This window comes from Planococcus sp. ISL-110, assembly GCF_018613575.1.
Classification (GTDB): Bacteria; Bacillota; Bacilli; order Bacillales_A; family Planococcaceae; genus Planococcus.
The window spans coordinates 1-22,009 of sequence record NZ_JAGGPX010000015.1; the positions used below are offsets into that span (position 1 = coordinate 1).

Here is a 22,009-nt window from a genome sequence, read left to right on the forward strand (position 1 = left end):
TATCGCCGTCCGAAGACGCACGATTCGCTTTGATCTGCATAACGCTGATCAGTAAGTTGTGCGCGGACCGCGTTCAACGGCCGTTGCTGTTTGTTGACGTTTTGCTGTTCAGTTTTCAAGGTTCAGTTTGTTTGCCGCGCTCATTGGCGACTTGATTAATATACCATGCCGATATATGAGAGTCAATAGTTTATGCAAAAAACTTTGGTTTTATTCAAAACTCTTTTTACTGTTAAACTCTCGCCACTTTACATGAGTAGGATGGCGAGATCATTCCACTCCCTGTCCTTCTTAATCCGACCGGAATTATTAATTGAATATGCAACATGCTTTCACGCAAGTTGAAGGCTTCTCAGCAAATCGAAGATGTCTGTATGGATTGCTTCTAGGCATTCGCCCAATACAATAAAATGAGAATAAGTGCAATCTTTCCGATCTTCTTATTGTGATGACCAGTGAAAATGCTGCAGATCCCATTTACGGTCTCTGCCTCTGGGAAAACTACTGACGCGTCTTTGATCGCATCGAACAAAACACAAGAACAACAGAACACCTACAATAAATCAAGCAAACAAAGTGGATGGCACCTGCTCATTTTGACTGTCCAGACTTTTGCTTCGCGCAACTCTATAGAAGTTACTTGATTTTCAGACGCTTTGTCTCCGCTTCTTTGTGCGGATGAACCATTAAGCATCTCAGTTGTGGTTCCCACTAGCTCGGTCTTTGCGAAAAAGTTTTTTCACCGCAAGAGGAGTTGTCGCAGCCGTCTGCTGTGAAGAGCTCCATCTTCAAGACTCACAAAGAAAATATCCTTGAAGAGTGCCAAAGATCCGCAGTCATCCGGCGGCCTAGGGATCACGGCTGCCACCTTGTAAAACCGGAACATTCGGATAAGCTAAAAGGCTTTTTGAATCGGACAGTTCTGAATAAACTCACTGCTGAATTTTCCGCATAAAAAAACCCGCTGAATAAAATCAGCGGGTTGGAAGTTTATTCTTATTCTTCGTCTTCTTCTGGAGTTTCTTCTATATCATCAATCTTTTCATCCGTTACAACGTCTTCTGCTTCAACGCTATCTTCAATCAATGTTTTTTCGACATCCTCTTCGATCTCTTCCAAATCTTCAGGGATATCAATATCTTTCTTGACTTTGGCCACGGTAGCGACAATCTCATCGTCACCCAATCGGATCAAACGAACCCCTTGCGTACTTCTGCCTGTTGTTGAAATATCGTTGACGTCCATGCGGATCAAAATTCCGTTGACGGTGATCAGCATGATGTCTTCTGTACCATTAACAGTTCGCACTGCAACAAGCGGTCCATTTTTATCGGTGATCTGGCAGGTCTTGATTCCCATGCCGCCACGTGATTGAACACGGTACTCAGATTCTTTCGTCTGCTTGCCATATCCTTTTTCGGTGATGACCAGTACATTGTCGTTAGGATCCAAAATCTCCATACCGACTACTGCATCTCCTTCACGGAGGCGGATTCCCCGGACTCCGCTGGCTGTTCGGCCCATGCTGCGAATGTCTGTTTCAGGGAATCGGATCAACGCACCATTTTTTGTGCCGATGACCATTTCCTTGTTGCCGTCCGTCAGCTTGACTGAAATCAGTTCGTCTTCTTCGCGAAGGCTGATGGCAATCAAACCATTTTGGCGGATGTTGGCGTAATTCGTCACAGGCGTCCGTTTGCTGATGCCCTCGCGTGTTGTAAAGAAGAAGAAAGCATCTTCCTTAAATTCATTAACGCGTATAACGGCTGTGACTTTCTCTTCTTTGCTGATTTCCAGCAGATTGACCAGCGGCAAGCCTTTGGCAGTGCGGCCGTACTCAGGAATCTGATAGCCTTTTTTGCGGTATACTTTCCCTTTGTTCGTGAAGAACAAAATAGTGTCATGGGTAGACGTATACAGTAAATGTTCAACGAAATCGTCTTCGTTAGTGCCCATTCCCTGCACTCCGCGTCCGCCACGTTTTTGGCTGCGGTACGTGTTCGCCGGCAAACGTTTAATGTAGCCGTTGTGAGTCAACGTCAATACAGATGCTTCCACTGGAATCAAATCTTCATCTTCAAACATTTCCGCTCCGCCGGTCGTAATTTCCGTTCTGCGTTTATCGCTGAAACGTTCTTTGATTTCAAGCATCTCTTCCTGGATGATTTCAAGAATGCGGTGTTCATTCGCCAGAATATCTCTGAGTTCTTCAATCAATTTCACCAGCGCTAGATACTCTTCCTCGATTTTATCCCGTTCCAATCCAGTCAAACGCTGCAGGCGCATATCTAAAATCGCTTGCGATTGGCGTTCAGTTAAATTGAAATCGGTCATCAAGCCGTTGCGTGCCTGTTCAGCAGTCTGTGAACCACGGATCAAGGCAATAATGGCATCGATATGATCCAATGCAATACGGAGACCTTCCAGAATATGGGCGCGGTCTTCCGCTTTGGTCAATTCAAATTGTGTACGGCGGCGAATCACCACTTTTTGGTGCTCCAAGTAATGGAAAAGAATTTCTTTCAAGCCCAGAACTTTCGGATGGCCGTCTACCAGCGCCAGCATATTGATGCCGAAGCTCGTTTGCATCGCCGTTTGTTTGTATAAATTATTCAATAAGACACTTGCACTGGCATCTCTGCGAACTTCGATGACGATGCGCATGCCGTTGCGGTCAGATTCATCCCGCAGATCGGTGATGCCGTCAATCCGCTTATCGCGCACGAGCTCGGCAATCTTCTCGATCAATCGGGCTTTGTTTACCTGATATGGAATTTCGTTGACGATGATGACTTCCTTGCCATTGGCCTTTGTTTCAATATCAACAACCGAACGGATCAAAACAGAGCCTTTCCCGGTTTCATAAGCACGGCGAATGCCGCTGCGGCCAAGAATGATGCCGCCGGTCGGGAAATCAGGGCCTGGAATAAATTCCATCAGCTCTTCGGTAGTGATGGCTGGATTGTCAGCCAATGCCAATACAGCGTCAATGGTTTCGCCTAAATGATGCGGCGGAATATTGGTCGCCATACCAACAGCAATACCAGAAGTTCCGTTTACCAATAAATTTGGGAAACGGCTCGGCAAAACAACCGGCTCTTTTTCCTGGCCATCATAGTTATCTCTATAGTCAATTGTATTTTTATTTAAGTCGCGCAGTAATTCCATGGAAATTTTCGACATTTTGGACTCAGTATAACGCATCGCTGCAGCCGAATCTCCGTCAACAGACCCGAAATTTCCGTGTCCGTCTACCAGCATATAGCGGTAGCTGAAATCCTGTGCCATGCGGACCATGGTTTCATAAACAGCTGTGTCACCGTGAGGATGGTATTTACCAATAACGTCTCCAACGATACGCGCTGATTTTTTATAGGCCTTGTCTGAGGTAATCCCCAAATCGTACATTGCATACAGAATACGGCGATGAACCGGTTTTAATCCGTCACGCACATCCGGCAAGGCACGGGATACGATTACGCTCATTGCATAATCCAAAAAAGAAGTTCGCATTTCCGTACTTATATTTATTTCTTCAACACCACTGCTAGGCCGTTCAGCCATACCCGCAGCCTCCTCTCAACTCTACATCACTTAAACGTCCAGGTTTTTAACGTATTTCGCATTTTCTTCGATAAAATTGCGGCGTGGTTCGACGTCGTCTCCCATTAAGATGTGGAAGGTTTCGTCCGCTACCATTGCATCGTTTAATGTGACCTGCAACAGGGTCCGGACATCCGGATCCATTGTCGTGTCCCATAACTGCGTGGCGTTCATTTCTCCTAATCCTTTATACCGCTGAATGTTCGGTTTTGGCGTTGGAGACAATTTTTCAAGTGCATCTTTTAGTTGCTGATCTGTATAGACGTAATCCACATGCTTGCCTTGTTTGATCTGGAACAATGGTGGCTGGGCAATGTAAATATAGCCAGCTTCAAGCAATGGGCGCATATAACGGAAGAAGAACGTCAGCAGCAAGGTGCGAATGTGAGCTCCATCGACATCAGCATCAGTCATGATGACAACTTTATGGTAACGCGCTTTTGCCAAATTGAATTCTTCGCCGATTCCTGTTCCCAATGCCGTAATGATGTTGCGGATTTCAGCATTGGTCAAGATGCGGTCTAGACGAGCTTTTTCTACGTTTAGAATTTTTCCTCGAAGCGGTAAAATAGCTTGGAAATGGCGGTCACGGCCTGATTTTGCAGAACCACCTGCTGAGTCACCCTCAACGATGTAAATTTCACTGACTTTAGGATCGCGTGACGAACAGTCAGCTAGTTTACCTGGAAGACTTGAAACTTCCAATACAGATTTGCGGCGCGTAAATTCACGGGCTTTTTTAGCAGCCATCCGCGCATGGGAAGCCATAATTCCTTTTTCAACAATTTTTCGCGAAACGGAAGGATTCTCCAATAAGAACCGGTCAAATCCGCCAGAGAATAAATTATTGACGATGGTGCTGACTTCCGTATTGCCCAATTTTGTTTTTGTCTGGCCTTCAAATTGTGGATCCGGATGCTTGATGGAAATGATTGCAGTTAATCCTTCACGCACATCATCGCCAGTCAAGTTGAGATCCTGTTCTTTCAGCATGCTATTTTTCCGGCCATAGTCATTGACTACGCGCGTCAAAGCGGTTTTAAAGCCTGATTCGTGCGTTCCGCCTTCATGGGTATTGATATTGTTGGCGAAAGAGAAGATATTCGCTGCATAGCCGGCATTGTATTGCATAGCCACTTCAATCGTGATGCCTTCTTTTTCAGCTTCAACAAAAATTGCTTCTTCATGAAGTGGATCTTTTGTTTTGTTCAAATGCTCGACGTACGACTTGATGCCACCTTCGAAATGGTAGACTTTCTCTTTTTCTTCGCCTTCGCGCTCATCTCTTGCGATAATTTTTAAGCCGCGGTTCAAATAAGCAAGCTCACGCAGACGATGATCCAGGAGGTCAAATTCGTAGACCGTAGTTTCTGTGAAGATTTCCGAATCCGCTTTAAAACGGATAGTCGTACCAGTGTGTTCTGAATCACCGATGACACGCAGATCTTCTGTTACCGCTCCGCGCTCAAATTTGATGTAATGTCTTTTATCGTCACGATTTACGAATACCTCTGTCGTTTCGGACAAGGCATTGACAACAGAAGCGCCTACGCCGTGAAGGCCGCCGGATACTTTATAGCCGCCGCCGCCGAATTTACCGCCCGCATGCAACACTGTCATAATGACTTCAACTGCCGGACGCCCCATTTTTTCCTGCATGCCGACAGGGATTCCGCGTCCGTTGTCTTCCACGCGAATCCAGTTGTCTTTTTCAATAGTGACTTGGATTTCATTACAATGGCCTGCCAACGCCTCATCTATACTATTGTCGACGATTTCCCAAACCAAATGGTGAAGCCCTCTTGAACCCGTTGAACCGATATACATCCCCGGTCTCTTACGAACAGCTTCCAATCCTTCCAACACTTGAATCTGACTCGCTTCATACGATTCCTGTAGACCTTTTTCTTCCATAGCCATTCCATTCACCTGCTCTTTCTTACGCATTTCTTTATTCCGCATCTTCACAATCTGTGTTCTTCTATTTTTTTCATGATCGCCTGTGTCCGATAAGGCGATCCGTAAATGAAATCTTCGGTCACAATCAGCGATTTTACGGATTCCACGGGGACAAGCAGCCGCACAAAAGCAACCGGCATCTTATTTTTGTATGGGATGACGGCAATAATTTCAGCTATTCGGAGAATTTGTGCTGCTCCAATCTGGATATACACGCATATTCACTCCTTGACTGTCCCGTGGGAAACCTCAAAAAGACGTGCACTTTGGATTGTTTCGTGCTGGATGCCTTCAACACTTGTCGTTGTGACGAAGGTCTGCACAGATCCTTTGATTGTATTCAATAAATGGGACTGTCTGTAGTCATCTAATTCAGAAAGCACATCATCAAGCAACAGTACCGGTGCTTCTCCGACTTCCTGTTTAATCAGCTCAATTTCAGCTAATTTTAACGACAGGGCCGTGGTCCGCTGTTGTCCTTGTGAACCATAAGTCTGAACATCGTAACCATTAACGAAAAATTGAAGTTCATCCCGGTGAGGGCCTACGAGCGTGACTCCCCGCTCAATTTCCCGTTTGCTCACCTCTGCCAGTTTCTGCTCTAAAAAAGACGCCATTTCTTCAGGCGTCCATTCAGGCTTTAAACCGCTGATCGGTTGATAGCGGATTTGAAGTTGTTCGAGCCCCCGGGAAATGCCGTGATGGATCGGTTCAGCCCATTTCTGCAAAAGCTCCATAAACTGGTACCGCTTGCGGATGATTTTAACAGCCGCTTCAATGAATTGTTCTGTATAGACATCAAACATGACATCATTGATCTTTTGTTTCCCATAATGTTGCTTTAATATGTGATTTCTTTGTTTGAGGAGTTTTTGATAAGTTACTAAATCATGCAGATACACTGGAGAAATCTGCCCAATCTCCATATCAATGAAACGCCTTCGCACCTGCGGACTCCCTTTGACAAGATGCAGATCTTCAGGCGCAAACATGACGACATTCAATTGGCCAATGTAATCACTCAGCCTACGCTGTTCCAAATGATTGACTTTTGCTTTTTTCCCTTTTTTTGACAAGGTGATTTCAAGAGGAAGTTTGCCGTATTTACGGAAAACTTCAGCTTTAATTTTACCATAATCAGCTTCCCAGCGTACCAATTCCTTGTCATTGGAAGTACGATGCGATTTTGCCATGGATAAAACATAGAGCGATTCCATGATATTAGTTTTGCCTTGTGCATTTTCTCCTATAAAGACGTTGATCTCTGGAGAAAAATCCAGTTCTAGCGATTCATAGTTCCTGTAATTGACAAGCTCAAGGCGGTCAATCCGCATCGAAGCTCATGCCTTCAGCGGTCACGATACGAAAATCTCCAAATCCTGGAATATTGACCAGATCATTTGAACGCAACTTCCGGCCTCTGCGGTTTTCAGCTTCACCATTTACAAAAACTTCATGCTCACCTAAAAACCATTTAGCCATTCCGCCTGAACTTATTGTATCCGTCATTTTTAACAATTGTCCAAGTGTTATATATTCAGTCTCAATCCCGATTTCTCTCAAAATGCACTCATCCTTCGATTCATAGTCTATCCCACTATTTTACCCTATTTTAGCTAAAAAGTAAAAAGGATAGCCTAGACGGCTATCCTGAGGGTCTGTTTTAATTTTAATACGTTCGGACAGGAAGAATCAGCTGCAAAATCGAGTCATCAAGTGCCGATTTTAATATGAATGGACGCATTGCCCCAGTAAACTGGATCACGACATCCTGTCCGTCGATTGCTTTTAGTGCATCCATCATGAATTTTGCGCTGAAAGAGATTTTTAGTTCTTCTCCTTCGATGCTATGTGCTTGCAACTGCTCTTCTACTTTACCAACTTCAGGTGAGTTAGAAGAAACCTCTACTTCATTGCCTGCATTTGCGGAGAAGCGTACAACGTTATTTCGTTCTTCTCTCGCCAATAAGGATGCCCGATCAATCGCCTGAAGAAGAGAACGGCCATTTACGGTTACAGTTGTCTTATATTCTGCTGGTATTAGGCGGCTCGTGTCCGGATAGTTCCCTTCTAATAGACGAGAAAAGAAGAGAATATGCTTGGATTTGAATAATACCTGCTGGTTGGTCATGACGATTTCGACTGCTTCAGAAGTATCGTCGAGGATTTTATTCAATTCGGTCAAGCTTTTTCCAGGAATTACAACGCTGTATTCCCCTTCCGGCAAAGTTTCCAGCTTGGTTTTGCGGCGTGCCAAACGGTGGCTGTCGGTGGCTACGCAAACAAGCTCCCCATCTTTCACTTCCCAATGTACGCCTGTCAATACGGGACGTGTTTCAGAACTTGATACAGCAAAGACGGTTTCACGGTTGATGGTCTTTAACAGATCTGCTGGAATGGTAAATAAACGATCATCCTGGATATCAGGCAATTGTGGATAATCCATTGCATCCAGGCCGATTAAGTGGAACTCGGATTTTCCTGAACGGATATGCGTCTGAAAATTTCCTGTGATTTCAATTTCAACTTCATTGGTCGGCAATTTACGAATGATTTCTCCAAACACTTTTGCTTGAAGAACAATGCTTCCTCCATCTGTTACTTGGATGATCTGTTCTCCATCTTCTTCTGCTGGAATAAATGTTTGGATTGTGATATCTGAGTCACTGCCTGTCAATCTCATTCCATCTGAAGAAACATCCATTTTAATCCCGGTTAAAATCGGAATGGTGGTTTTTGAACTTACTGCTTTCATTACATCGTTTAATCCTTCAACTAATCGCTCACGTTTTATCTCGAATTTCATTCTTGAACCTCGCTTATATACATATTTTATTTAAAGGCTTTTAAAGTAATAGTAGTAGTAGGGGCTGTGAATATGTGGATAAGCCTTTTAAAGTCAATAAAAGCAGCTTATCCACATGTAGACAGCCTGTGCATAAACTGCTTGCTGATTTATCGGGTTATCCACAGTCCTTTTTACTTGCCAAGCGCACTTTTGATGTCCTTGACGTCTTGCTGGAGCTGCTGATTCTCTTTTAGCATTTTAGAAATTTTATCATGTGCGTGAATTACGGTCGTATGGTCGCGTCCGCCGAATTCTTCACCAATTTTAGGCAAAGAAAAGTCGGTCATTTCACGGGACAGGTACATAGCGACCTGGCGTGGATACGCAATGTCTTTGGTGCGGCGTTTTGTTTTAAAATCTTCTAATTTAACGTTGAACTGGTCGCCGACTGCGTTTTGGATGTCCAAAATCGTAATAACTTTCGGTTTCGAGTTCGGCATGATGTCTTTTAAGGCTTCTGCAGCCAATTCGGCGCTCATATCACGGTTGATCAAAGAGGAATAAGCGACAACGCGTATCAATGCCCCTTCAAGTTCGCGGATATTCGAATCGATGGAATTGGCAATATAGGTCATGACATCATTTGGAATATCCAGTCCATCCGCTTTTGCTTTCTTGCGCAAAATAGCAATTCGGGTTTCCAGATCAGGCGGTGTAATATCCGTGATCAAGCCCCATTCAAAGCGGGAGCGGAGCCGATCTTCGAGTGTTGGGATCTCTTTTGGAGGCCGGTCACTTGAAATGATGATCTGCTTGGATTCTTCATGCAGCGTGTTGAATGTATGGAAGAACTCTTCCTGTGTCTGTTCTTTGCCCGCTAAAAATTGGATATCATCAATCAGGAGAATATCGACACCCCTGTATTTGTCACGGAATTCCCCTGTTTTATTGTCACGGATCGAGTTGATGAATTCGTTTGTAAATTTCTCCGAAGACAAGTAAACCACTTTGGCGTTCGGATTGTGTTCGAGGACATAATGTCCGATTGCATGCATTAAATGTGTCTTGCCAAGTCCTACTCCCCCATAGATAAACAGCGGGTTATAAGCTTTTGCTGGCGCTTCGGCCACGGCCAAAGAGGCGGCATGGGCGAAGCGGTTGCCTGAACCAATTACAAACGTATCGAAAGTGTATTTAGGATTCAGCATGCCAGGCAAAAACTCTTGCTGCTGGTCTTGTCCCGGTTTAACGCGAGGCGCAGGGAGTTGAAAATCATCCATATCCTGATCTTTGGGCACAACAAATTTAATCATCATATCATCACCGGTGGAATCCGATAAAATTCCGGTAATCAAGTGTACGTAATGGTTTTCCAACCAATCACGGGCAAATGAATTCGGCGCTGAAATAGTGACGGTATCATCCTGGTAGGATAAAAGCTTTGTCGATTTTAACCACGTTTCAAAACTTGGTTTGGAGATTTTGGTTTCAACTTGGGCTAAGACACTCGACCAAAGTTCGTCTAAGTGTTTCAATAGCTCTTCTCCTTTATATATAACTATATTTTAAAGTATATCATACACAAAATCACAGCTTGTGGATAACATTTGCAAACAAGGCGGTGAATAACTATCCACACCTTACCCACAATTTGTGGATAACTTATTTGGGGTGAAAACTATTAACAAGTGAAAACAAGTTAATGTTACCAAAAAAGATGAGACAATACAAGAAGTTCTTTAAGTTATCCACATATCTTTTTTTGCTCACATAATAACTATCCACAAGGGCTTTGTATGTTAAAAAACTGTAGATAAGGCATGTGGATAATTATTTTCAGGGAAAAAACAGTGCACAGGCCATCAAGGGATAAGTAATGGAACTGTGTATAACTTAAAGCAAGTGGAGGAACGAGATCCGGAAGGGTTTTGTAATAAGACATTGACATTTAGACCCGTGAGCCTTTATAATAGTCGAGACTGTCTTTAGAAAATAGTTAACTCTTATTATAGGAGGTGTCACATATGACATTGCGCACATACCAACCAAATACACGTAAGCACAGCAAAGTACACGGCTTCAGAGCACGTATGAGCACAAAAAACGGACGTAGAGTAATAGCTGCACGCCGTCGCAAAGGAAGAAAAGTATTATCAGCTTAAGTCCACTGACCGCATCAGTGGTCTTTTTTTCTTTTCTGCTCGATTTTGGTGGAAATGTATTAAAATAAGCAGGTGAAAGAATGAACAAGCATCAACGGATCAAGAAGAACAAAGAGTTCCAGCATGTCTTTAAAAAAGGAAAATCTTTTGCGAATCGGCAGTTTATCGTTTATGTATTTAAAAGTGAGCAGCCAGAATTTCGCCTGGGATTGTCCGTCAGCAAAAAAGTAGGGAATGCAGTCGTACGCAACCGCATCAAACGTTATATCCGGCAGACTTTCTTGGAATTGAAAGATGATATATTGCCGAATGCGGACTACATTATTATCGCCCGACCACAGGCGGCCACATTGGATTTTCACGAAAGCAAGAAAAGTCTTGAACATGTATTGAGGATTGCACGTGCCTTGCCTAAGAAGTAGAAGGCTATGCAGAATAGATGTTATTATAGAAGTAATTGAAAATTAGTTTGGGGGAAGAAGGGTGAATAAGAAATTAGTTTTGCTTATTTCACTGATTGCAGCAACATTGCTGCTTTCCGGCTGTACGGAGTTTGATCAGCCGATCAGTGACCAGAGTGAAGGGTTTTGGAATGAATTTATCGTTTGGCCATTGGTGTCAGCCATCACATACTTCAAAAATCTACTGGGAACTTACGGTTTCGGGATTATTGCTGTCACAATCATCATCCGACTAGTGATGCTGCCATTGATGATCAAACAGACGAAAAGTTCAAAACGTATGCAGGAAGTGCAGCCTGAACTTGTTAAACTGAAAGAAAAGTACAAGTCAAAAGATGCTGTCACTCAACAGAAATACCAAAAAGAAATGATGGCCTTATTCCAGGAAAAAGGCGTCAACCCGATGGCGGGTTGTTTGCCCATTTTGATTCAAATGCCGGTACTGATCGGGTTTTATCACGCAATCAGCCGCATGAACAGCACACCTGAAATCGATTTGGGTGCATTTCTTATTTTTCCGTTGGCAGAACCAAGCATCATTTTAGCGGTAATTGCCGGTTTGATGCAATTTGTCGTATTGCGGACCGGACCAGCAATGGATAATCCTCAAATGAAGATCATGATGTATTTCATGCCGGTAATGATCATTGGATTCGGTATTGTTTTGCCTTCTGCATTGACGCTTTACTGGGTCATCGGAAATATCATTTCGCTTATCCAAAACCTGGTTATCTATCGTCCGTGGGAGAAAAAAGAAGTACAGCAGCCTGTTAAAACAAAAACAGGAGGGGTTAAAAAGTGAAACAGATTACGCAAACGGGTCTAACTGTTGAAAGCGCGATATCTGAAGCATTAGAAAAACTCCAAGTTACACGTGAAGAAGTAAGCATCGAAGTCATCCAGGAAGAGAAAAAAGGTTTTTTCGGTTTCGGTGCCAAAAAAGCAGAAATCGAAGTTACCGTGATCGAGAAAACCACGCTTGCTGAAAAAGAGAAATCGGATGGTACAGCTGAAAAAGCTGTTGAAATCCAAGAAACACCTAAAGTTTCGCCTGAAAAAGAGGGAGAAGAGGAAGAAGTTCCTGCTATCTCAAATGAACAGGCGATTCAAGAAACGAAAAACTATATCCAATCGATCGCCAAAGGGATGAAAATCGAGGATTTAGCGATTACCCATGAGCATCGGGGCAAAAAAGTCAGCTTTTATTTGGAAAGTGAAAAAGTGGCTATGTTGATCGGCAAACGGGGACAAACCTTGAACTCCCTTCAGCAATTGGCTCAACTTGTTGCCAACAAGTACTCAAACCAGTTCATGATCGTTCAACTGGATGCTGAGAATTACCGGGAACGCCGTCAGGAGACGCTGGAGCAATTGGCGGATCGGATGGCTGATAAAGCAATTCGGACCGGTGGACGTGTTCAATTCGAACCGATGCCGTCCTACGAACGAAAAGTCATCCACCAGGCATTATCAAGGCGTTTGGACATTGATACGTATTCGGAAGGGAAAGATCCCAACCGTTATCTCGTCATTGAACCGCATAAATGAGCTGAAAGCCCGCCGATATGGCGGGCTTTTTTTATACCGTACGTAGAACTTGAAATAAAGAATAAGATTTTTAATAATGCTAAGTTTGAAGAAATCGCTCTAAGCGAAGCGCTGAGCATCTTCGTCGACAAGCTCCTGTGAGTCACTGGTGCTTTCCGCTCTTTCTTTAAATCTGTACCGTTGAGAGCCAAATAAGAGATTTAAAGTCCTCTTGGCTCAATTAGATCTTGAGTAAATCAGTGAAAGCGCCCAAAAGATCTCGGCAGCAGTTGCATGACCCACATTATGTGGACATGGAAAAGAGAGGAGTTTGCAAGTATTCTCCAGCAGATGGATTAGTCAATACAAACAGCCTTATAAACTTATAATGACGAAATTTATCAAAATAGAGTGCTGTGTCTTTTGATTTCGAGTGCTTTATGCTATTGTAGTATGTTAGAAAGCCATGTGCATTTATTGGTTGTCCACATGTGGACAACTTTTTTAAAGCGTAAAAAAAGTTATGAACATATATTTTGGCATTCGGGCTGCTGCGCTGCTTTGTTTTTTATCCACAGGGCCGGCGTTGCCGCTTTTCTTAAGAGGAGGGAACATCATGGAATTCGACACAATCGCTGCCATATCGACACCCAGCGGAGAAGGAGCAATCGCGATTGTCCGCTTGAGCGGTCCAGAAGCAGTAGCTATTGCAGATAAACTGTTTCGGGCTCCGAGCAAAAAGACATTGGCTGCTCAGCCTACCCATACGATCCATTACGGACATCTTGAAGATCCGGCGACGGGGGAAGTAGCGGAAGAAGTCATGGTATCGCTGATGAAAGCGCCAAAGACCTTTACCCGCGAGGATGTTATTGAAATCAATTGCCACGGTGGAATTGTGTCGGTCAACCGGGTGCTTGAGCTGGCATTGCGTGCAGGGGCAAGGCTCGCGGAGCCGGGAGAATTCACCAAACGGGCATTTTTAAATGGCCGCATCGATTTGTCCCAGGCAGAGGCGGTTATGGATCTGATTCGTGCGAAGACGGACCGTGCCATGGATGTTGCACTCAACCAGATGGAAGGGAAGCTGTCGAAGCTGATCGGCACGCTGCGTCAGGCCCTGCTTGAATCGATTGCCCAAATGGAAGTGAACATTGACTATCCGGAATATGATGATGTGGAAGAAATGACACGTCCGATTATGCTGGAAAAATCAAAATGGGTCCGTTCGGAAATCGATAAATTGCTGCAGACGTCCTCGCAGGGAAAAATCTTGAGAGAAGGGCTTTCAACTGTCATTTTGGGACGTCCCAATGTCGGAAAATCTTCTCTATTGAACAGCCTGGTTCAGGAAAATAAAGCCATTGTCACAGAAATAGCGGGAACGACCCGTGATATAATAGAGGAATACGTAAATGTCCGCGGTGTGCCGCTGCGTTTGGTCGATACAGCGGGAATCCGGGAAACAGAGGACATTGTTGAGCGGATCGGCGTTGAACGTTCACGAAAAGTATTAAAGGAAGCCGATTTGATTCTTTACGTTCTGAACTATGCAGAAGCGTTGACTCCGGAAGACGAGCTGTTGTTTGAAACGGTCAAGGATATGGACTATATTGTCGTTATCAATAAAACCGACTTGCCGCAAAAAATCGACCTGGAACAAGTACAGAAACTGGCAGGCAATAAACTGCTGGTGACAACTTCCCTGATCGAAGAAGAAGGCATCGACCAGCTTGAAGAAGCTATTGCCGCCTTATTTTTCCAAGGGGAAATCGAAGCAGGGGACATGACCTATGTATCCAATGTGCGACACATTGCGTTGCTGCATCAGGCACATAAAACCATTTCAGATGCCATTGAAGCTGCTGAAATGGAAGTTCCTGTAGATATGATTCAAATTGATGTTACCCGAACATGGGAAATTCTTGGTGAAATCATTGGAGATACCGCAGATGACGGCCTCCTCAACCAGTTATTCTCTCAGTTCTGTCTAGGGAAATAAAACTCGAAGGGAATGAACGAACATGCCACAATACGAAGCAGGCACGTTCGATGTCATCGTTGTAGGAGCCGGACATGCAGGAGCGGAAGCTGCTCTTGCATCGGCACGGATGGGCGCTAAAACGCTTGTTTTGACGATGAATCTGGATATGATCGCATTCATGCCATGCAACCCATCTATCGGTGGGCCAGCGAAAGGCATCGTTGTACGCGAAATTGACGCACTTGGCGGAGCCATGGGGCGCGTTATCGATAAAACACACATTCAAATGAGAATGTTGAATACAGCAAAAGGACCTGCTGTCCGCGCATTGCGTGCACAGGCCGACAAAGTGCTTTATCAGCAGGAAATGAAACGCTTGATGGAAGAAGAACCGAATTTAACCTTGCATCAGGGCATCGCTGAAGAATTGGTTGTCGAAGATGACAAAATCCAAGGGTTGATCACACAAGTAGGGGGCATTTACCGTGCCAACTCCGTCGTAATTACGACGGGAACATTCCTGCGCGGTGAGATCATCATCGGAGATCTGCGCTATTCAAGCGGACCGAACAATCAACAGCCTTCCATTAAATTGGCAGAAAACCTGGAGAAACTCGGTTTTGAAACGGTTCGTTTCAAAACAGGGACGCCTCCACGCGTCAACAGCAACAGCATCGACTACAGCAAAACCGAAATTCAACCCGGCGACGATGTGCCGCGCGCCTTTGGCCACGAAACCACTGAATACATTACAGATCAGCTGCCATGCTGGTTGACTTATACAAACGAACAGACGCATCAGGTCATTGATGACAATCTTCATTTGTCGCCAATGTATTCCGGAATGATCAAAGGAACAGGCCCGCGCTATTGTCCTTCAATTGAAGACAAAGTCGTCCGTTTCAACGACAAGCCGCGCCATCAGATCTTCCTGGAGCCGGAAGGCCGTAATACACGTGAGGTTTACGTACAAGGTCTTTCAACCAGTTTACCGGAACATGTGCAGCGGAAGCTCCTGGAATCGATTCCGGGGCTTGAGAAGGCTGAAATGATGCGTGCAGGTTATGCCATCGAGTATGATTCCATCGTACCCACGCAATTATGGCCGACGTTGGAGTCAAAACGGATTGAAAATCTTTATACTGCCGGCCAGATCAACGGAACATCCGGCTATGAAGAAGCAGCCGGCCAAGGGTTGATGGCAGGAATCAATGCAGCGGCTAAAGTGCTGGGCAAAGAAGAAGTTATTTTGAGCCGTTCGGATGCATATATCGGGGTATTGATCGATGATTTGGTGACAAAAGGGACCAACGAACCTTATCGTTTGCTGACATCTCGTGCAGAATACCGTTTATTGCTGCGCCACGACAACGCGGATATACGTTTGACTGAATTGGCTTATGCAATCGGCATGGTCAAGGAAGAACGGTATGTGAAATTCCTGGCGAAAAAAGAGCGCATTGAAGAAGAAATCAAACGCTTGAGAGGCATCATGATCAAGCCGAATGAAACGACTCAACAAGTGATTCGCGACGCAGGAGGCAGTGAATTGAAGGATGGCATTCGCGGAGCGGATCTTTTGAAACGACCGGAAATGACCTATGATATGATTTCGCAGCTAACAAGCTCATTAGTCGAGCTGGAAGATGAAGTAAAAGAACAAGTCGAAATTCACATCAAATACGAAGGCTATATCGAAAAATCACTGCAGCAGGTCGACAAACTCAAGAAAATGGAAAACAAAAAAATTCCAGACAATATCGATTATCATGCGATTTCAGGCATTGCGACCGAAGCCCGCGGCAAACTTGCAGAAGTTCGTCCGTTGTCCATTGCACAGGCCACACGCATCTCTGGCGTGAATCCGGCTGACATATCCATCTTATTGGTGTATATTGAACAAGGAAAGATCGCGAAAATCTCAGTATGAACATAAAGACAGAAGTGCCTGTCAAACAGATGGATCAACTTATTGAACAAAAGGCATAAGCTAGACAACAGAATGGGCTGGCTCACACCAGCCCATTTATTTTTTACATAGAAAACCTATAAGAGAGGGAGGAAGCCAGTTTGAATGAACAACAGTTTAAAGATGCCCTCAGTGAAAAAGGGATCCTCTTGACCGAACAGCAGCTAGAGCAATTCCGGGTTTACTACAAGGAATTAGTCGAGTGGAATGAAAAAATGAACCTTACGGCAATCACGGAGCAGCCAGCCGTTTACTTAAAGCACTTCTATGACTCTATCACTGCCGCGTTCTATTTGGATTTCACAAAGCCCATGAAGCTTTGCGACGTCGGAGCCGGAGCCGGATTCCCAAGCATCCCACTAAAAATCTGTTTCCCCCATATTGAAGTGACGATTGTGGATTCCTTAAACAAACGCATTCAATTTTTGGAACACTTGAGCAGCAAACTTGGACTTGCCAAGGTGAAGTTTGTCCATTCAAGAGCAGAAGATTTTGGGCAGTCCGTGCACCGTGAAAGTTATGATTTGGTAACAGCGCGAGCCGTAGCCCGTCTGTCAGTCCTGGCTGAATTATGTGTGCCGCTTGTGAAAAAAGGCGGAGTGTTTGCCGCAATGAAAGCTTCCTCTGCTGCAGACGAATTGGATGACGCAGAAAAAGCATTGCAGAAACTCGGCGTGAAATTAGATGCCGTCCATTCTTTCCTGCTGCCAATAGAAGAAAGCGAACGCTATATCCAAGTCTTCAAGAAATTCAAAGAAACGCCAAGGAAATACCCACGGAAAGCTGGAGTCCCAAACAAGTCACCAATCTCTTAATGTTTCACGTGAAACATTTTACTGCCAAGAGAACATCAGTGATAAAGATTCAGCAGAAAAGTGAGCTTGTAAAAGGTGGTGCTTGAGGATGAAAAGTCCTTTTTCCCGTTTCTTCGGAGGCGGCGATAAAGCAAATGAGACAGCAAAGAAGGAAGCGGCAGAACACGAGTCTTCAGAAGAAATCCTGAAATTGCCGCTCGACAAAATACACGCCAATAAATTCCAGCCAAGAACAGTGTTCGATCAAGAGAAAATTGAGGAATTGGCGAGAACGATCCATGTTCACGGAGTGATTCAGCCGATTGTGGTCCGAAAATCCGATAATGAAGGGGAATACGAAATCATTGCCGGAGAACGGCGCTTCCGTGCGATGAAATCACTTGACTGGAAGGAAGTTCCGGCAATCATACGGAACTTAAGCGATAAGGAAACGGCGTCTATTGCCCTTATAGAAAACCTGCAACGTGAAGAGCTAACTTCAATAGAAGAGGCTCACGCCTACCAAAACCTGCTGGAAATACAGGAGATTACGCAGGAGGCATTAGCGCAGCGCCTTGGAAAAGGACAGTCTACAGTAGCCAATAAGCTGCGGTTGCTGAAGTTACCGGAAGAAATTCAAACGGCTCTACTGAACCGATTACTGACGGAACGGCATGCCAGAGCTCTTTTGCAGGTGAAGGATGCTGAACTGCAGAAAAAGCTGTTTGATGAAACCGTTGAGGAAAGTTTGAACGTAAAGCAGCTAGAAATGAAAGTAAGCAAGCTGCTGTCAACAGAACCGAAAAAACCGAAAGCACGCAGAAAAGCAGTTAGCCGTGATATGCGGATTGCAATGAACACCATTAAAGAATCTTTGAACATGGTTACCAAAAGTGGCATCGATGTGACCACTGAGGAAGAAGAGCATGAAGAATATTATCAAATCACAGTGAAAATTCCGAAAAAAAAATCATAAAGCGCTCTTTCCGTATGGAAAGAGCTTTTTTAATAGCTATGGCATCGTATTGTTAAAAATTTTTGATACAATAAGAAAATGGAAGCCTCACAAAATAGCTAAAATAAAGGTTCCGCAGTAAAATGAAAAGAGTATTAAAGAAAGTTGGTGCAAGTGTGGGTAGAACTATTGCGATCGCCAATCAAAAGGGCGGCGTAGGAAAAACAACGTCTTCAGTGAACTTAAGTGCCTGCCTTGCTTATTTAGGCAAAAAAGTTCTGTTAATAGATATCGATCCTCAAGGAAATGCCACCAGCGGGGTGGGGGTAAACAAAGGGGATGTCAACCAATGCATCTACGAAGTGTTAATCGATGACGTGGATGTAAAGAGTACAATCATGGAAACCAAAGTAGAGAACCTGCACGTGGTTCCTGCCACAATCTCTCTTGCCGGAGCTGAAATTGAATTGGTGTCAACCATTTCGAGAGAAGCCCGCTTGAAAAACGCCTTGGAAGAAGTCAAAGATATGTACGATTACATAATCATTGATTGTCCACCGTCTTTAGGGTTGCTGACATTGAATTCATTGACAGCTTCCGATGCGATTATTATTCCTGTGCAATGTGAATACTATGCGTTAGAAGGACTAAGCCAATTATTAAGTACTATTCGCTTAGTGCAAAAGCATTTAAATCATGATTTAATGATTGATGGTGTCCTATTGACCATGCTGGATGCCCGTACGAACTTAGGAATTCAGGTAATTGAAGAAGTGAAAAAGTATTTCCAGGACAAAGTGTATAAAACGATCATTCCAAGAAATGTGAGATTGAGTGAAGCACCTAGCCACGGAGAGCCAATTATTATCTATGATCCAAAATCCAGAGGCGCAGAAGTGTATTTAGAATTGGCGAAGGAAGTGATTCATAATGGCTAAAGGATTGGGAAAAGGCATTAATGCACTGTTTCCAGGTGAGACAATCAATGAAGCGGACAAAGTAAACCAAATCAGTGTCGGGGAAATCCGGACAAATCCTTACCAACCACGGAAAATTTTCGATCAGGCGGCTTTAGAGGAATTGGCAGAATCCATTAAAGAACACGGGATTTTGCAACCAATTGTTGTCAGAAAAGCTGGTGAAAAGTTTGAACTGGTTGTAGGGGAACGCCGTTTCCGTGCAGCTAAATTGATTAAGTTAAAAATAGTTCCAGCTATTATCAAAGAGCTGACGGATCAACAGATGATGGAACTTGCTATATTAGAAAACCTTCAACGTGAAGATTTGACTCCGATTGAAGAAGCGGAAGCTTATCAGAAGTTGATGGAAGCATTGAATCTGACCCAGGAACAGCTTGCTTTCCGTTTAGGGAAAAGCCGTCCCCATATCGCTAACCATGTGCGTCTTTTGGCTTTGCCTCAAAATGTCCGCAAACTCATTTCGGATAAGGAGTTATCGATGGGCCACGGCCGTACATTGCTGGGGTTAAGAAGCAAGAAGTTGATTCCGGAGACGGCTGAAAAAGTAGTCAAGGAAAACCTGAATGTGCGTCAATTGGAAAATTTGGTGCAGCGTTTGAATGAAGATGTTCCACGTGAAACAATTGAGAAAAAGAAAGATATTTTTATAGAAGAAAAACAATCTGAACTCAGAGATCGTTTTGGCACAAACGTCCAAATCAAGAAGAACAAGAATAAAGGGAAAATAGAGATCGAGTTTTTCTCGGAAGATGATTTGGAACGGATTTTAGAATTGTTAAGCTGACATATGCCTATTTCCCGGAAAGGGGGAATAGGTTCTGTTTTTGATAGACGAAATACGTGGAAATCAAAAACCTATCGTTTTAATGGAAAACGAATATTTCCTTTGGAAAGAGGGAGAAGAGAGCCAACCGGTAAATAGAGTCTAGTGTGAGGAGGAGAAATGCAGTGGTTCTCTTTGGGACGTTGATCAATGCAATTTTAATTGTTGTGGGAACCATTCTTGGAAGGGCTCTCCGCAATATTCCTGAAAAGATGAAAGAAACGGTCATGTATGTGATCGGGCTGGCAGTGGTTGTTCTTGGACTGCAGATGGGCTTTGAGAGCCAAAACTTCGTTATTGTCATCATCAGTTTGGTGTTGGGGGCTGTCCTTGGTGAATGGGCGAATTTAGATGGCAAGCTGAATGCGTTTGGCCATTGGATTGAACGGATGCTGGGCGCAAAAGAAAGTAAAGGCAGCATTGCTCAAGGATTTGTTACAGCGACATTGATCTTTGTAATTGGTGCAATGGGGATTATCGGCGCAATGGAGAGTGGCTTGAGCAATGAGCACGGTGTGTTGATTTCCAAAGGGATTATTGATGGGTTTACTTCCATCGTTCTAGCGTCCACATTGGGCTTTGGTGTCCTGCTTGCAGCGATTCCAGTATTTGTTTACCAGGGGTTGATTGCTTTGTTTGCGACTCAAATAAGCCTTGCCATACCTGCTGATGCTCTTGATATGTTCATCATGGAAATGAGTGCAACTGGCGGGGTTATGATTGCTGCGATTGGTTTGAATATGATGGGTGTCACAAAAATAAGAGTGGCGAACTTGTTGCCGGGTATACTAGTTGTCGGAATTTTGGTTACCATTATCTATAAATTCAACTTGATGTAAGTGCAGGAAGGTGAAAGAGTGAATGTTGAAAAAATAACACAACAAATTTTAGGCGTACTTTCAGATGAAGCGATGTGGTTAGGTTTAATCGTCATTTTTCTGAAAGTGGTATTGATAACAGTTGCGGCGGTAGTTTTGGTTAAGGTGTTGCGCGTGTTGATTCGCAAAACCTTTTCTGTCCGCATCAAAGGGCCGATGCTTTATAATGAGCGGCGGCAGCAAACCTTGTCGAAATTATTATCGAATGTGGTGGCCTATGTCGTTTATTTCATAGCGGGTGTTTCGGTTCTGTCGACGTTTACAATTGATATCACCGGCTTGATTGCCGGGGCAGGGGTTCTGGGGCTGGCCATTGGTTTTGGTGCCCAGAACTTGGTGCGTGATGTAATTACCGGATTTTTCATCATTTTTGAAGACCAATTTTCGGTAGGAGATTATGTCCGGATCGGTGTTGCTGAGGGAACCGTGGAAGAGATTGGCCTACGGACGACAAAAGTAAAGGCCTGGACCGGGGAACTCTTTATTTTCCCGAATGGCACGATAACAGATGTCGTAAACTTTTCAATCCACAATTCCATTGCGGTGGTCGATGTCAACATTTCCTATGAATCGGATATCACACGCGTAGAAAGCTTGATCGCGGAGTTTCTGGATAGCTTGCAGGATCGCTACGAACAAATCATCAAACCAGCGGAATTGCTGGGTGTCCAAAACTTAACAACAACTGAAATTGTGGTGCGGATCACCGCAGAAACCTTGCCAATGCAGCATTTTGCCGTGGCCAGAGGAATGCGTCGCGATTTGAAAGATTACCTGGATCAGCGGGGAGTCGAAATCCCTTATCCACGCATGGTGATGATGCAGCGATCTCCGGAAGAAGCCGCAGCAGCAAAAGAAGTTAAAGCTTAATAGAGTAGAAGGAGGCAAACTCATGGAAATGAAGGAGTTTGGACTGAACGATATAGTTGAAATGAAAAAAGGCCATCCTTGTGGAGCTAATGCCTGGAAGATTATCCGCATGGGGGCTGACGTCCGGATTAAATGTGAGGGTTGCCAGCACAGCGTAATGCTGCCGCGTGTGGAATTCAATAAAAAGATGAAAAAGGTTTTGGTTAAAGCCGAAGCAGAATGAAAAATGGACAATTTCAAGTTCTATTCCTATAAT

20 protein-coding genes are annotated in these 22,009 nt (G+C 44.1%); 13 read left to right on the forward strand and 7 right to left on the reverse strand.

Annotated features, from left to right (window positions below; translation table 11 throughout):
• Nucleotides 1-996: 996 nt before the first annotated feature.
• The 7 genes from gyrA to dnaA all read right to left on the reverse strand — a co-directional run bounded on the left by gyrA (nucleotide 997) and on the right by dnaA (nucleotide 9,885).
• Nucleotides 997-3,564, reverse strand: coding sequence for a DNA gyrase subunit A (gyrA, locus tag J7I83_RS10110; protein WP_215100584.1), 2,568 nt, complete (start codon nucleotides 3,562-3,564; stop codon nucleotides 997-999).
• A gap of 30 nt (nucleotides 3,565-3,594) precedes the next feature.
• Nucleotides 3,595-5,523 carry a DNA topoisomerase (ATP-hydrolyzing) subunit B gene (gene gyrB / locus J7I83_RS10115; protein ID WP_483313434.1) on the reverse strand — a complete coding sequence of 643 codons (1,929 nt, stop codon included), beginning with the start codon at nucleotides 5,521-5,523 and terminating at the stop codon, nucleotides 3,595-3,597.
• 44 nt (nucleotides 5,524-5,567) lie between these two features.
• Nucleotides 5,568-5,777, reverse strand: a complete 210-nt coding sequence (locus J7I83_RS10120; protein WP_215100585.1) for a hypothetical protein — start codon at nucleotides 5,775-5,777, stop codon at nucleotides 5,568-5,570.
• 6 nt (nucleotides 5,778-5,783) lie between these two features.
• The gene (gene recF, locus J7I83_RS10125; protein ID WP_215100586.1) at nucleotides 5,784-6,896 is read right to left on the reverse strand and encodes a DNA replication/repair protein RecF; all 1,113 of its coding nucleotides are present in this window, start codon (nucleotides 6,894-6,896) and stop codon (nucleotides 5,784-5,786) included.
• Nucleotides 6,886-7,125, reverse strand: a complete 240-nt coding sequence (yaaA, locus tag J7I83_RS10130) for a S4 domain-containing protein YaaA (RefSeq protein ID WP_285228685.1) — start codon at nucleotides 7,123-7,125, stop codon at nucleotides 6,886-6,888. Before yaaA ends, recF begins: the two co-directional genes overlap by 11 nt.
• Nucleotides 7,126-7,231: 106 nt before the next feature.
• A complete protein-coding gene (gene dnaN, locus J7I83_RS10135; RefSeq protein ID WP_215100587.1) occupies nucleotides 7,232-8,368 on the reverse strand; it encodes a DNA polymerase III subunit beta in 1,137 nt (378 codons plus the stop codon).
• A gap of 173 nt (nucleotides 8,369-8,541) precedes the next feature.
• Entirely contained in the window at nucleotides 8,542-9,885 is a 1,344-nt protein-coding gene (dnaA, locus tag J7I83_RS10140; RefSeq protein WP_215100588.1) for a chromosomal replication initiator protein DnaA, read from the reverse strand.
• 489 nt (nucleotides 9,886-10,374) lie between these two features.
• Between dnaA and rpmH the strand changes: the two genes are divergently transcribed.
• The 13 genes from rpmH (at nucleotide 10,375) to J7I83_RS10205 (ending at nucleotide 21,976) form a co-directional block, all read left to right on the forward strand.
• Nucleotides 10,375-10,512 (forward strand): 50S ribosomal protein L34, encoded by a 138-nt coding sequence (rpmH, locus tag J7I83_RS10145; protein ID WP_006830546.1) that lies wholly within the window; start codon nucleotides 10,375-10,377, stop codon nucleotides 10,510-10,512.
• 80 nt (nucleotides 10,513-10,592) lie between these two features.
• Entirely contained in the window at nucleotides 10,593-10,934 is a 342-nt protein-coding gene (gene rnpA / locus J7I83_RS10150; RefSeq protein ID WP_215100589.1) for a ribonuclease P protein component, read from the forward strand.
• Nucleotides 10,935-10,995: 61 nt separating this feature from the next.
• Nucleotides 10,996-11,775, forward strand: coding sequence for a membrane protein insertase YidC (yidC, locus tag J7I83_RS10155; RefSeq protein WP_215100590.1), 780 nt, complete (start codon nucleotides 10,996-10,998; stop codon nucleotides 11,773-11,775).
• The gene (jag, locus tag J7I83_RS10160; RefSeq protein ID WP_215100591.1) at nucleotides 11,772-12,521 is read left to right on the forward strand and encodes an RNA-binding cell elongation regulator Jag/EloR; all 750 of its coding nucleotides are present in this window, start codon (nucleotides 11,772-11,774) and stop codon (nucleotides 12,519-12,521) included. The genes yidC and jag overlap by 4 nt, the downstream gene beginning before the upstream one ends.
• Before the next feature lie 595 nt (nucleotides 12,522-13,116).
• Nucleotides 13,117-14,502, forward strand: coding sequence for a tRNA uridine-5-carboxymethylaminomethyl(34) synthesis GTPase MnmE (gene mnmE / locus J7I83_RS10165; RefSeq protein ID WP_215100592.1), 1,386 nt, complete (start codon nucleotides 13,117-13,119; stop codon nucleotides 14,500-14,502).
• 22 nt (nucleotides 14,503-14,524) lie between these two features.
• Complete coding sequence (mnmG, locus tag J7I83_RS10170) at nucleotides 14,525-16,414, forward strand: tRNA uridine-5-carboxymethylaminomethyl(34) synthesis enzyme MnmG (protein ID WP_215100593.1); 1,890 nt, start codon at nucleotides 14,525-14,527, stop codon at nucleotides 16,412-16,414.
• A 140-nt stretch (nucleotides 16,415-16,554) separates the two neighbouring features.
• The gene (rsmG, locus tag J7I83_RS10175; RefSeq protein ID WP_215100594.1) at nucleotides 16,555-17,268 is read left to right on the forward strand and encodes a 16S rRNA (guanine(527)-N(7))-methyltransferase RsmG; all 714 of its coding nucleotides are present in this window, start codon (nucleotides 16,555-16,557) and stop codon (nucleotides 17,266-17,268) included.
• A gap of 88 nt (nucleotides 17,269-17,356) precedes the next feature.
• Entirely contained in the window at nucleotides 17,357-18,223 is an 867-nt protein-coding gene (gene noc, locus J7I83_RS10180) for a nucleoid occlusion protein (protein ID WP_215100595.1), read from the forward strand.
• Between the two features lie 155 nt (nucleotides 18,224-18,378).
• Entirely contained in the window at nucleotides 18,379-19,140 is a 762-nt protein-coding gene (locus J7I83_RS10185) for a ParA family protein (protein WP_142830346.1), read from the forward strand.
• A complete protein-coding gene (locus tag J7I83_RS10190) occupies nucleotides 19,133-19,966 on the forward strand; it encodes a ParB/RepB/Spo0J family partition protein (RefSeq protein WP_215100596.1) in 834 nt (277 codons plus the stop codon). The genes J7I83_RS10185 and J7I83_RS10190 overlap by 8 nt, the downstream gene beginning before the upstream one ends.
• Nucleotides 19,967-20,130: 164 nt before the next feature.
• Nucleotides 20,131-20,844: a DUF554 domain-containing protein gene (locus J7I83_RS10195; RefSeq protein ID WP_215100597.1), complete on the forward strand. Its 714-nt coding sequence runs from the start codon at nucleotides 20,131-20,133 to the stop codon at nucleotides 20,842-20,844.
• 18 nt (nucleotides 20,845-20,862) lie between these two features.
• Nucleotides 20,863-21,753, forward strand: coding sequence for a mechanosensitive ion channel family protein (locus tag J7I83_RS10200; RefSeq protein ID WP_215100598.1), 891 nt, complete (start codon nucleotides 20,863-20,865; stop codon nucleotides 21,751-21,753).
• A 22-nt stretch (nucleotides 21,754-21,775) separates the two neighbouring features.
• Nucleotides 21,776-21,976: a DUF951 domain-containing protein gene (locus tag J7I83_RS10205; RefSeq protein WP_142830309.1), complete on the forward strand. Its 201-nt coding sequence runs from the start codon at nucleotides 21,776-21,778 to the stop codon at nucleotides 21,974-21,976.
• Nucleotides 21,977-22,009: the final 33 nt, after the last annotated feature.